The sequence below is a fragment of the Mesorhizobium huakuii genome (genome assembly GCF_030160235.1).
Classification (GTDB): Bacteria; Pseudomonadota; Alphaproteobacteria; order Rhizobiales; family Rhizobiaceae; genus Mesorhizobium; species Mesorhizobium huakuii.
Window position 1 is genome coordinate 173,485 of sequence record NZ_BSNY01000034.1, and the last position, 12,804, is coordinate 186,288.

Genomic DNA, 12,804 nt, shown 5'->3' on the forward strand with positions numbered 1-12,804 from the left:
TGACGGCTGCGGCCAGCAGTCTCAGGCCGCCGCCTTCTTCTTCGCCAGCCTCGCCTTGATCGAGGCAACGTCGGCGCGCGGCGTCGCGGCGAACAGCGTCTTCGTGTAGCTGTGCTTGGGGTCGGAAAAGACCTCCTCGCGAGAGCCGTATTCGACCGCCTCGCCGAAATACATCACCATCACGTCGTCGGCGATGTAGCGCACCACGGACAGATCGTGGCTGATGAAGACATAGGTCAGCTGGAACTCGTCCTGCAGGTCGGCGAGCAGGTTGAGCACCTGCGCCTGAACCGAGAGGTCGAGCGCCGAGACCGGCTCGTCCAGCACCAGCAGGCTCGGATTGAGCATCAGTGCGCGGGCAATCGCGATGCGCTGGCGCTGGCCGCCCGAGAACATGTGCGGGTAGCGGTTGTAGTGCTCCGGTCCGAGGCCGACCTTCTTCAGCATCTTCATGGCGAGGTCGCGCCGTTCCTCGGCCGGCTTGCCGGTGTTGATGAGCAGCGGTTCCCCCAGCACGTCGCCGATCTTCTGGCGTGGATTGAGCGAGCCGTACGGGTTCTGGAAAACGATCTGCACCTTGCGGCGCATCTCCTTGGTCAATCCGCCCCTGGCGATGTCGACCTTGTTGCCGTCGATTAACAGTTCACCCGACGTCGCCGGGTCGACCAGCGTGATGATGCGCGCGAGCGTCGACTTGCCACAGCCGCTTTCACCGACGATGGCCAGCGTCTTGCCCTTGTCGACGCTGAAGGAAACGCCCTTGACCGCATGCACGGTGCGCTGCGCGCGAAAGAGCCCGCCACCGACATGGTAGTCGCGCACGATATTCTTGCCTTCGACGACCTTGATGCTCATGCTGCGGCTCCCGACGGCGCCGGCTCGAACAGCATGTCGGAGACGGTCGGCAGCCGGTCGCCGACGGCGTTCTCCGGCAGCGCCGACAAAAGCGCGCGGGTGTAATTGCTCTTCGGCGATTCAAACAGCGACAGCACGTCGGCCTCTTCCATCTTGCGGCCCTTGTACTGGACGATGACGCGATCGGCGGTCTCGGCCACCACGCCCATATTGTGGGTGATCATGATCAGGCCCATGCCGTATTTGGCCTGCAGCGAGACCAGGAGATCGAGGATCTGCTTCTGGATGGTGACGTCGAGCGCGGTGGTCGGCTCGTCGGCGATCAGAAGCTTCGGATTGCAGGCGATGGCGATGGCGATCATGACGCGTTGGCACTGGCCGCCCGACATCTGGTGCGGGAACGAATTCAACCGTTCCGCCGGCTCCGGAATGCCGACCTGCCGCAGAAGTTCGATGGCGCGTTCCCGGCGCTGCGCACCATCCATGCCCATGTGGAAGCGCAGCACCTCCTCGATCTGGAAGCCGACGGTGAAGCAGGGATTGAGGCTGGCCATCGGCTCCTGGAAGATCATCGACATGTCCTTGCCGACGATCTTGCGCCGCTCGGCCGGGCTCAGCTTCAAGAGATCGCGGCCATTGAAGCTCATGCGGTCGGCCGTGACCTTGGCTGTCCACGGCAAAAGGCCCATCACCGCCAGCATCGAGACCGACTTGCCGGACCCGGATTCGCCGACGATCGCCAGCACTTCGCGCTCGTCGACATGCAAGGAAACGCCATCGACCGCCCGGAACATACCTGCTGCGGTCTGGAATTCGACGACGAGGTTCTTGATGTCCAGCAGCGCCATCACGACCTCCTCAGTTTCGGATCGAGCGCATCGCGCAGACCGTCGCCGATCAGATTGATGGCGAGCACGGTGATCAGGATCGCCAGGCCGGGGAACGTCACCACCCACCAGGCGCGCAGGATGAATTCGCGCGCCGTAGCAAGCATGGTTCCCCATTCCGGCGTCGGCGGCTGGGCGCCAAGGCCGAGGAAGCCAAGGGCGGCCGCCTCGAGGATGGCGTTGGAGAACGACAGCGTGCCCTGGACGATCAGCGGTCCAAGGCAATTGGGCAGGATGGTGCGAAGCATCAGCCTGACATGGCCGGCGCCGGCGACCTTCGCCGCCACGACATATTCGCGGCTCTTCTCGGCCATCACCGCGGCACGCACAAGGCGCGCGAAATGCGGCTGCAGGACGAGCGCGATGGCGAGCATCGCATTGAACAGGCCGGGACCCAGGATGGTGACCATCACCAGCGCCAGCAGCAGCGACGGGAAGGCCAGGATGAGGTCCATGACGCGCATGATCGCCACGTCGACCCAGCCGCGGAAATAGCCGGCCAGCAGGCCGAGCGTGATGCCGCCGATGAGCGCCAGCGAGACCACGACCGCGCCGATCAGCAGCGAGAAGCGCGCGCCGTAGAGCAGGCGTGAAAGGATGTCGCGCCCGACCGGGTCGGTGCCGAGCAGATATTGCGAGCTGCCGCCTGCCTGCCAGGCTGGCGGCCGCAAGAATGCGGTCTTGTCCTGGACGTCCGGCGCGTAGGGGGCCAGCAGCGGCGCAAAGAGCGCCGCCAGCACGAGGAGGATGAAGATGAACAGGCCTATCACGGCACCCCGGTTCACCGAGAAATAATACCAGAAGGTCCTGAGTCCGGTGAGGCGATCCGGGTTGCCGGCGGCCATCGGGGCGATTTCGGTCGACTGGCTCATCACGCCGCCCTTATGCGTGGGTTGATGACGGCGTAGAGCACGTCGACGATCAGATTCACGGCCATGACGATAAGCGCGATCAAGAGCAGGCCAGACTGCACGACAACATAGTCGCGCTTGGATATGGATTCGACCATCCACCTGCCTATGCCCGGCCACGAGAAGATCGTTTCGGTAAGGATGGCGCCGGCGAGCAGCGTGCTGACCTGCAGGCCGATGGTGGTGACCACCGGGATCAGTGCATTGCGCAGGGCATGCACGCCGATGACCCGGGCCGACGAGAGGCCTTTGGCTCGGGCCGTCCGTACATAGTCCTCGCCCAGCACCTCGAGCATGGCGGAGCGCGTCTGGCGCGCTATCACAGCCAGCGGAATGGTGCCGAGCACAATTGTCGGCAGCACCAGATGGCGCAATACCGAGCGAAATGCATCCCACTTGCCGTAGATCAAGGTGTCGATGGTCATGAAGCCGGTGATCGGCTTGAAGAAGTACTGCAGGTCGATGCGGCCGTTAACCGGCGTCCAGCCGAGATAGCCGGAGAAAAAGATGATCAGCAGCAGGCCCCACCAGAAGATCGGCATGGAGTAGCCGACGAGCGCCGTGCCCATCAGCGACTGGTCGAACCACGAGCCGCGTTTGACGGCCGCGAAGATGCCGGCCGGAATGCCGAGCACCATGGCGAAAATCATGGCGAAGAACGACAATTCCAGCGTCGCCGGGAAGAGCGTCTTGAACTCTTCGAGCACCGGGCGCTTGGACGAAATCGAGACGCCGAAATCACCGGTCACGACCTCGCCGACATAGCGGGCATATTGCTGCCAGATTGGCAGATTGTAGCCGAACTGTTCCTTGAGTTCCTCGTAACGCGCGGGCGCCACGCCGTGTTCGCCGGCCATGGCAAGAATAGGATCGCCAGGCAGCAGCCTGACGAAGGCGAAGGCACAGATAGTGATGCCGACAAGCGTCGGGATCAAAAGTGCAATTCTGTGAAGAATATATTTGAGCATGGCGAAGGGGACGGCGCTCTAGAGCGCCGTCCCACTCAATATCTTATTCGGCTTTGTCGACGCCGTCGAAGCGGTGAATGCCGAGCGGGTCCATCATGAAACCGCTGACATTCTTGCGCACGACCGCGTAGACCTGACTATGTGCCAGCAGGAAGGCCGGAGCCTGCTTCTGGAAGACGACCTGCGCCTCTCCATAGAGCTTGGTGCGTTCGGCCTGGTCGTTGGTCTTCTTGGCCTTCTGGATCAGGTCCTCGAAATCCTTGTCGCACCAGCTGGAGTAGTTCGAGACGCCGATGGCGGAGCAGGCGAACAGGGTGGCGAAGAAGTTGTCAGGATCGCCATTGTCGCCGGTCCAGCCGATCTGGAACGCACCGGGACGGTCCTTCTTCTTGCCTTCCGAGCGATACTTGGTCCACTCGTAGTTGACGATCTCGGCCTTGACGCCGACCTTGGCCCAGTCGGCCTGGATCAGTTCGGCGGCGCGCTGGAAGTTCGGATTGTAGGGACGAACGCGATCGGAAGCCCAGAGCTGGATTTCCTTCAGCCCGGCAGCCTCAAGCACCTTCTTGGCCGCTTCCGGATTGTAGGCGTCGGCCTTCACATCCTTGTTCCACGACCACATGGTCGGCGGGATCAGGTTTTCTGCAGGCGTGGCGCCGGCATCCTGGAACAGCGACTTGATCAGCGCTTCCCGGTCGATCGCCTGGTTGAGCGCATGGCGCACCTCAGGCTTGTCGAGCGGCGGGATGGTGGTGTTGTAGCTCATATAGCCGATGTTCAGGCCGGCCTGATCCATCAGGGTCACGTCCTTGTTGGCCTTGATCGTGCCGATGTCGGCAGGATTCGGATAGGGAGCGATATCGCACTCGCCGGCGAGCACCTTCTGGATGCGCGCGGTCGCGTCAGGCGTGATGGCGAAGACGAGATCGTCGATCTTCTCCTTGCCCTTGAAATAATCCGGGTGGGCCGCGTAGCGGATGACCGAATCCAGCTGGTAGTCGACGAACTGGAACGGACCGGTACCGATCGGCTTGGTCGAGAAATCGGCCATCTTGCCGTCCTTCGCCAACTGGTCGGCATATTCCTTCGACACGATCGAGGCGAAGTCCATGCCCAGGTTGGCCAGCATCGGCGCGTTCGGCTCGGTCAGCGTCAGCTTGACGGTCAGGTCGTCGACCTTTTCCCACTTGGCGACATATTTCGGCATGTCCATGCCGGTGTAATAGTCCCAGGTCAGGTTCGGCAGATACTTGTCGCCGTTCCAGGGGTTCGCCTTGTTGAACTGGCGGTCGAAGGAGAAGACGACGTCGTCGGCGTTGAGGTCACGCGTCGGCTTGAAATAGTCGGTGGTCTGGAACTTCACGCCGGGATGCAGGTGGAAGGTGTAGACCAGGCCGTCGTCGGAAATCTCCCACTTGTCGGCAAGGCCGGGCTCGACCTCGGTGCCGCCATGCTTGAATTCGACCAGACGCGAATAGACGGTACGCGACGAGGCATCGAAGTCGTTGCCGCCGGTCGTGGTACCCGGATCAAAATTGGCAGGCGACGCTTCCGAGCAATAGACGAGCGTCTTTCCATTGGCCATGCCGCTAAGAACGCTTGCGGCCAGCAAAGCGGCCGCAAAAGCGAGTTTCTTTTTCATTGAGCACTCCCTGATGTTCTTCCAAGCCCCTCTATCAGGCTCGCGAAGCGCGCATATAAGCACCGTTTTTCCGGCTTTGGAACACCCCGTTTGCTTACCCCGCGGGAAGCAGGAAAAAAATCCGCCATTTTGCTAAATGGCAGAAAAAATTAGCAGTTTTTTCCACTCACGAGATTATTAACGACCGCATTTTTTTATTGATCTGACATCTGGCGACATAAATGCGGCGTCCGCCTTCATCCGATCATCGATGCGGAAAGATGCCGGTTCCAAGTGTCGCCGGCGGGAAAGATTTTCGACGGCAAATCTTTCGGCGGCTTGCCGCAAGGGCAAGACTTGCACCACCGCCGATAGAGGCAATACATAGATGGATATGCTGGCGGCACGGAGGACGTCTCTGTCAATTCGGAGGCGGGCGCGGCATGGGCGACCGAAACGGGCGAACAGGAATTGTCGAGGAGGAACGGGTGGCAAAAGCATCAAAGGCGCCGGTGAAAGCGTCGGCAAAGGCGGTCTCGAAACCAGCCGCCGCCGACGGACAAGGCAAAGCTGGCGCCAAGGCCGCGACCGCCGGGACAGGCGCAAAGCCTGCCAAGACTGCACCGGCGGCCAAGGCGGCCACCGCCAAGGCCGTCGCGCAGCCGGCGGCAAAAGCCGCTCCGGCAAAAACCTCCGCAACGAAGACTTCTCCGACGAAGACTCCAGCAAAGACTCCTGTCGCAAAGACTGGGGTAGCGAAGGCCGCATCGCCGGCAAAGGCGGCGCCACCATCGAAACCGGCGACGGCTGCCACCAAGCGGTTGCCGAAGGCGCTCACGGAACTTGCCGCCGGCCTGCCCGAAAAGCCCTGGCTCAAGAGCTATCCGAAAAATGTTCCGGCCGAGATCGGTGCGTTGCCCTACAGTTCGATCGGCGATTTCCTCGTCGCCGCCTGCAAGCAGTTTTCCGCCCAGTCGGCCTTCACCTGCATGGACAAATCCATCAGCTACGCCGATGTCGAGCAGCTGTCGGCGGCCTTCGGTGCCTATCTGCAATCGAAGGGGCTGCAAAAGGGTGCGCGCGTCGCCATCATGATGCCTAACGTCCTGCAATATCCGGTGGCGATGATGGGCATCCTGCGCGCCGGCTATGTGGTGGTGAACATCAATCCGCTGTACACGCCGCGGGAGCTGGAGCACCAGCTCAAGGATTCCGGCGCACAAGCCATCGTCATCCTGGAGAACTTCGCCAACACCTTGCAGGCGGTAATCGCCAGGACCGCGGTCAAGCATGTCGTGGTGGCGGCCATGGGCGACATGCTCGGCGGCCTCAAGGGCACGATCGTCAACTTCGTGGTGCGCCGCGTGAAGAAGATGGTGCCGACATGGTCGCTGCCCGGGCATGTCAAGTTCAACGCGGCGATGAAGGCCGGCGCCGGCCTCGGCTTCAAGCCGGCCAAGGTTGCGGCCGACGATGTCGCCTTCCTGCAATATACGGGCGGCACCACGGGCGTGTCGAAGGGCGCCACGCTGCTGCACAGCAATGTGCTCTCCAATGTCGTGCAGAACGCGCAGTGGATGGAAGACGCCTATACGATCAAGCCGAAACCCGCGCACCCGAACTTCATCTGCGCGTTGCCGCTCTATCATATCTTCGCGCTGACGGTGAACGCGCTGATGGGCATGCAGCAAGGCGCCCGCAACGTGCTCATTCCCAATCCGCGCGATATTCCAGGCTTCGTCAAGGAACTGCAGAAGTATCCGGTCCACATCTTTCCCGGCCTCAACACGCTGTTCAACGCGCTGCTCAACAATGAGGACTTCCGCAAACTCGACTTCAAGCCGCTGGTGCTGACCCTGGGCGGCGGCATGGCGGTGCAGAAGGGCGTCGCCGAACGTTGGAAGGCGTTGACCGGTTGCCCTGTCACCGAAGGCTACGGCCTCTCGGAAACATCGCCGGTGGCGACGGCCAACAAGTTCAGTTCCGGCGATTTCACTGGCACGATCGGCCTGCCGCTGCCCTCGACGGAAATCGCCATCCGCGACGATGACGGCAACAATTTGCCGCTCGGCGAGGTCGGCGAGATCTGCATCAGGGGACCGCAGGTGATGGCGGGCTATTGGAACCGGCCCGACGAGACCGCCAAGGTGATGACCAAGGACGGCTACTTCAAGTCCGGCGACATGGGCTTCATGGACGAGCGCGGCTACACCAAGATCGTCGACCGCAAGAAGGACATGATCCTGGTCTCGGGCTTCAACGTCTATCCGAACGAACTCGAGGAGGTCGTGGCGATGCATCCGGGCGTGCTCGAGGTGGCGGCGATCGGTGTGCCGGACGAGCATTCTGGCGAAGTGCCGAAGCTGTTCATCGTCAAGAAGGATCCGGCCCTGACCGTGGAAGCCATCAGCGCTTTTTGCCGCGAGAACCTGACCGGCTACAAGCGGCCTAAATATATCGAGTTCAGGACCGAATTGCCGAAGACGCCGGTCGGCAAGATCCTGCGGCGGGCGCTGCGCGCCTGATGCATGTCGCCCAAAAGTGCCTCGGTTTTGGGAGAACGACATGCATCAAAACAAAGAGCTAAGGGGCAGCGCGCTTTAGTGGCGGAAGATGCCGTCGGCGACGATGCGCCAAGTAGGGATTCGTCCAGCCGCCGCCCGCGCCTCGACCCCGCGGAATTCATCAAGGCGAACATGCGCCTTGTCCCGCTGACCGCGCTTCCCGAAATCCGGTTCTACACCGCCCACCCGGGCAGCGGGTTGAGACGCCTCGTAGACCCTGAAGACGATATTGACGCGGACGACACGCCAGAACCGCAGCCGCCCTACTGGGCCTATGCCTGGGCCGGCGGCGCCGTGCTGGCACGCCACATCCTCGACCATCCGGAGACGGTGGCGGGCCGCCGCGTGCTGGACCTTGGCGCCGGTTCAGGCATTGTCGGCATCGCCGCCGCGAAGGCCGGTGCAAGCGAGGTGATCGCCGCCGAGATCGACCGCAACGGCGTTGCCGCTATCGGCCTCAACGCGGCGGCGAACGGCGTCGCCATCACCATTGTCGACAAAGACATCACCACGGGTCCGCCGCCGGCGGTCGACCTCGTGCTTGCGGGCGACGTGTTCTACGGCCACGAGGTTGCCCTGAGGGTCACCCCGTTCCTCGATCGCTGCCTGGCGGCCGGCATCGAAGTGCTGGTCGGCGATCCCCGCCGCCATGACTTGCCGCTGTCCCGGCTGCGGCTGCTCGCCGAATATCAGGTGCCGGATTTCGGCGAGGCAAAAAACGCCGCGCTGAAGCCGAGCGGCGTCTTTCGTTTCGAGGCCGAGATCGCACCTGCCCTGGCGGGAGCGATCAAACTGTCTCCTTGACCCGCGTCGACAGGAAGTCCGGCAGATCGGCGACGGAATCGAGAACGACGTCGGCAATGCCTGCCAGCGATTCACGCGTGCCGGTGCCGGAGAGCACGCCTACCGCCAGGCCGCAGCCGCCAGCGCGCGCCATTTCGAGATCGTGGCGGTTGTCGCCCACCATGGCGATCTCCGCCGGCTTCAGGCCGGTGAGGTCGCAAAAGGCCTGGATGGTGTCGGGCGCGGGTTTGGGATTGGCCACCGCGTCATAGCCATACGCGGCGTCGAACAGCTGGGCGACGCCCAGCGTGGCCAAGGTCTTTTCCGCGCCGCTGGTGGAATCGTTGGTGGCGACGCCAAGCCGGTAGGATCTTTTGTGCAGCACCACCAAGGTGTCGACGATGCCCGGCAGCGCAACCGCCATCGCCGAGCCCTGCACCGAGGTGATCTCGTTGAAGCGGGCGACGGCCAGCATCTGGTCCTCGTCGGACAGACGCGGGAACCACAGCTCGACGACGTCCATGTTGGTGCCCGAGGCAAAGATCGAATCGGGCTTGAAGCGGCGGTTGGCGAAATCGAAGCCGGCGGCCGCGAGCAGCCTGTCGGCCTTCCAGCGGTCGCCATCGGAGGCGTCCATGGCCATGAAGTCGGCGACGCCGAGCCAGGTGGCGTTGAAGTCGACAAGTGTCCCGTCCTTGTCGAACAATATGCCTTTGATGTCTGCCAAGTCAGTCACTCCGAACCACGCAATTGGTGGATGCGTTCCACAAGGCCCCTGGTCGAGGCGTCCCGGTTTGCGGCGCTTTCCTTGCCTTCCACGACAGGCAGCAGGCCGGTCGCCAGTTCCTTGCCGAGCTCGACGCCCCACTGGTCGAAGGAATTGATGTTGAACAGCGTGCCCTCGACGAAGACACGATGCTCATAGAGCGCGATCAGCCGCCCGAAAGTGCGCGGGTCGAGCTTGCGATAGAGGATGGTCACCGAAGGCCGGTTGCCGGAGAAGACACGATGCGGCGCTATTTTGTCGACATCGGCCGGCTTCATGCCCTTGGCCAGCATCTGCGCGCGCGCCTCGTCCAGCGTGCAGCCCTTCATCAGCGCTTCCGACTGCGCGAGGCAATTGGAGAGCAGCAAATCATGCTGGTGCTTGAGCTCCGGCTCATGGCCGACGGCCGCGGCAAGGAACTCGACCGGGATGAAGTCCGTGCCCTGGTGAAGGAGCTGGAAGAAGGCGTGCTGGCCATTGGTGCCCGGCTCGCCCCAGACCAGCGGCCCGGTCGGCGTCGCCACGGGCGTGCCGTCAAGGGTGACACCCTTGCCGTTCGATTCCATGTCGAGCTGCTGCAGATAGGCCGGCAGCCGCGACAGGCGCTGGTCATAGGGGATGACCGCGCGGGCCGGATAGCCGCAGATCACGCGATGCCACCAGCCGACCAGCCCCAGAAGCGCCGGCAGATTCCCGGCAAGCGGCGCGGTGCGGAAATGCTCGTCCATCTCGTGCGCACCATCGAGGAAGGCGCGGAAATTCCTTGGACCGACGGCGATCATGACAGGCAGGCCGATCGCGCCCCAAACCGAATAACGGCCGCCGACCCAGTCCCAGAAACCGAAGACGCGATCCTGCTCGATGCCGAACTTGGCCACAAGGTCGAGCGCGGTCGAGACAGCGGCGAAATGCTTGCCGACCGCCTGCTTGCCGAGCGCCTTCTGCACCCAATCGCGCGCCGTCTGCGCGTTGGTCATCGTCTCGACCGTGGTGAAGGTCTTGGAGGCGACGATGAACAGCGTGGTTTCGGCGGACAGGCCCTTCAGCGTGTCATGGATATGGGCGCCGTCGATGTTCGAGACATAGTGCGCGCGCGGCCCGTCATGATAGGGCGCCAGCGCCAGCGTCGCCATGGCCGGGCCGAGGTCGGAGCCGCCAATGCCGATGTTGACGATGTCGGTGATCTTCTTGCCGGTGGCGCCAACAGCCTTGCCGGAACGGATGGCATCGGCGAAGGCGCCCATCGCGTCAAGCACGGAAAGGACGTCCGCTTTGACGTCCTGGCCATCGACAGTGACGCCCTTGCCGCTGAGATTGCGCAGCGCTGTGTGCAGCACGGCGCGGTCTTCGGTGATGTTGATCTTCTTGCCGGCGAACATGGCGGCGCGGCGGCCTTCGAGATCGGCGGCGCCGGCGAGCTTTTCCAGCAAGTCCATGGTGGTTGCGTCGACGGCGCATTTCGACCAGTCGAGCAAAAGGTCGCCGTCGGTAGCGGAGAATGTCTGGAACCGCTGCGGATCTGCGGCGAAGGCCTGACGCATGCTGGCAGGTGCCGCAGCGCGATGATCGCGCAAGGCGGCAAGCTGTTTCTGGAAGGCTGACTTATCCAATGGCGGGGAGCTCCTGGCGTTTTTCGACGTACTTTATCAGACCGGATGTTTCCGGCGCGTGTCGTCGCGACAAACCTATTGAGCCGAATTCCGTGCGGTCAATACGCGGTGATGCCGCATCGCATCACGATGCGATGACACAATGTGTCACTTCGAGCGGCCGCAGAGCCGATTTCGGCTGAAGGATCACTGGCATAAATCCCAAAGATCAGAAAAATTGATTGGCGCAACCCCTTGTGCCACCCATACACTCGACTGGTCCAGCCAAATGAAAATGGCTGGCCATCCGAGGAAGATTTCCCATGCCACAGCGCAACGACACGGCCATATGGTCCGGCCTGTTCCGGATTTCGGCCGAATCCGGCCAAACCCTGCAGGCGCAGATCCGCCAGGCCATCGTGGCCGCCATTCTCGACCGGCAGATCGCCGCTTCGATGCCGCTTCCCTCCTGCCGCATCCTGGCCGAAAAACTCGGCGTCGCACGCGGGACGGTGGTGCTGGCCTTCCAGCAGCTCGTCGACCAGGGGTTCCTGGTGGCGCGCGAGCGGCGCGGCCATTTCGTCAATCCCGACGTGCTTGCGACACCGGCCAAGCCGCACCAGAAGGCGCCCGACCAGGCCAATGAGATCGACTGGAAGGCACGCCGGCAGATCGCCGCCAGCGACATGCCGCCGCCGGCCAAGCATGAGAACTGGATCAAGTCGTCCTATCCCTTCGTCTACGGCCAGTTCGATCCGGCGCTGTTCCCGACCGCCGAATGGCGCGAGTGCAACCGCATGGCGCTGGCGGTGCTCGAAATCCGCAACTGGGCGTCGGACATGGTCGACCGCGACGATCCGCTGCTGATCGAGCAGATCCAGGCGCGGCTCTTGCCCCGGCGCGGCATCTTCGCCAATCCGGACGAGATCATCGTCACGCTTGGCGCCCAGAACGCGCTCTATATGCTGGCTTCGCTGCTGATGACCAAGGGCTCGAAGGTGGCGATGGAAGACCCGGGCTACCCCGACGCACGCTCGATCTTCCGGCTTGCGGGCGCCGACATCCAGCCTGTGCCGGTCGACCAGTCCGGCATCGTAACCTCTTCTATCCCCAATGATTCCGGCTTCGTCTTCGTCACGCCCAGCCATCATTGCCCGACCATGGTGCCGTTGTCGGCAGAGCGGCGGCAGGATCTTCTGGCGCGCGCCAACCGGCACAACCAGATCATCATCGAGGACGGCTATGACAGCCAGCTTCTCGACGAGGCGCCGCAGCAGGCGCTGAAGAGCCTCGATCGTTCCGGCCGCGTCGTCTATGTCGGCTCGATGTCGAAGACGCTGGCTCCAGGCCTGCGGCTTGGCTACATCGTGGCCTCTGCTGGACTAATCTCGGAGTTGAGGGCACTGCGCCGCTTCATGCTGCGCCATCCGCCGGCCAACAACCAGCGTGCCGTGGCGCTCTTCCTATCGCTCGGCCATCACGAAGCATTGGTGCGACGTCTGTCCAGCGCTTTCGACGAGCGGCGCAAGCGTCTGGTCCATGCGATTTCCGCTTTCCTGCCGGAATGGCGCTCGACCGACTCCGCCGGCGGCACGTCGCTCTGGCTCGAGGGCCCGCGCGGCACCGATTCCCGCGGTTTGGCCGAGGCCGCGGCCTCGCGCAGCGTGATCATCGAGCCGGGAGACCGTTTCTTCGACCGCACCGAAAAGCCCTCACGTTTCATGCGTTTGGGCATTTCCTCGATCGCCCTGCAGCACATCGAACCAGGCATCCGCGAACTGGCCACCGCCGCCGGACGAAGGCCCGCCGCCGCCTGATCCACGTACCCGATCCTTTGAGCGGAGCCGCACGATCGCGGCT

Annotated in this window: 10 protein-coding genes; 3 read left to right on the forward strand and 7 right to left on the reverse strand. The window is 63.0% G+C overall.

Going from position 1 to position 12,804, the window contains the following annotated elements:
* Positions 1-21 precede the first annotated feature (21 nt).
* Genes QQK95_RS18290 through QQK95_RS18310 form a run of 5 tightly spaced genes read right to left on the reverse strand, consistent with a single transcriptional unit; the run spans position 22 to position 5,263 of the window.
* On the reverse strand, positions 22-855 hold the full coding sequence (locus QQK95_RS18290) for a dipeptide ABC transporter ATP-binding protein (RefSeq protein WP_284275201.1): 834 nt from the start codon (positions 853-855) through the stop codon (positions 22-24).
* A complete protein-coding gene (locus QQK95_RS18295) occupies positions 852-1,703 on the reverse strand; it encodes an ABC transporter ATP-binding protein (protein ID WP_284275203.1) in 852 nt (283 codons plus the stop codon). The genes QQK95_RS18290 and QQK95_RS18295 overlap by 4 nt, the downstream gene beginning before the upstream one ends.
* A complete protein-coding gene (locus QQK95_RS18300; RefSeq protein ID WP_407660576.1) occupies positions 1,703-2,614 on the reverse strand; it encodes an ABC transporter permease subunit in 912 nt (303 codons plus the stop codon). Before QQK95_RS18300 ends, QQK95_RS18295 begins: the two co-directional genes overlap by 1 nt.
* Positions 2,614-3,621: an ABC transporter permease subunit gene (locus tag QQK95_RS18305; protein WP_284275205.1), complete on the reverse strand. Its 1,008-nt coding sequence runs from the start codon at positions 3,619-3,621 to the stop codon at positions 2,614-2,616. The genes QQK95_RS18300 and QQK95_RS18305 overlap by 1 nt, the downstream gene beginning before the upstream one ends.
* 43 nt (positions 3,622-3,664) lie before the next feature.
* Positions 3,665-5,263, reverse strand: a complete 1,599-nt coding sequence (locus tag QQK95_RS18310; protein WP_284275207.1) for an ABC transporter substrate-binding protein — start codon at positions 5,261-5,263, stop codon at positions 3,665-3,667.
* A 467-nt stretch (positions 5,264-5,730) separates the two neighbouring features.
* Here QQK95_RS18310 and QQK95_RS18315 point away from each other — a divergent pair, with 467 nt between their 5' ends.
* Positions 5,731-7,767, forward strand: a complete 2,037-nt coding sequence (locus tag QQK95_RS18315) for a long-chain fatty acid--CoA ligase (RefSeq protein ID WP_284275210.1) — start codon at positions 5,731-5,733, stop codon at positions 7,765-7,767.
* Between the two features lie 171 nt (positions 7,768-7,938).
* Positions 7,939-8,610, forward strand: a complete 672-nt coding sequence (locus tag QQK95_RS18320; protein WP_284275395.1) for a class I SAM-dependent methyltransferase — start codon at positions 7,939-7,941, stop codon at positions 8,608-8,610.
* On the opposite strand, the gene QQK95_RS18325 is transcribed toward QQK95_RS18320, so the two are convergent.
* Positions 8,594-9,316, reverse strand: coding sequence for an HAD family hydrolase (locus QQK95_RS18325; protein ID WP_284275212.1), 723 nt, complete (start codon positions 9,314-9,316; stop codon positions 8,594-8,596). The genes QQK95_RS18320 and QQK95_RS18325 overlap by 17 nt on opposite strands.
* A gap of 5 nt (positions 9,317-9,321) precedes the next feature.
* Complete coding sequence (gene pgi / locus QQK95_RS18330) at positions 9,322-10,965, reverse strand: glucose-6-phosphate isomerase (protein ID WP_284275214.1); 1,644 nt, start codon at positions 10,963-10,965, stop codon at positions 9,322-9,324.
* Between the two features lie 302 nt (positions 10,966-11,267).
* Between pgi and pdxR the strand changes: the two genes are divergently transcribed.
* Complete coding sequence (pdxR, locus tag QQK95_RS18335) at positions 11,268-12,761, forward strand: MocR-like pyridoxine biosynthesis transcription factor PdxR (RefSeq protein WP_010913204.1); 1,494 nt, start codon at positions 11,268-11,270, stop codon at positions 12,759-12,761.
* Positions 12,762-12,804: the final 43 nt, after the last annotated feature.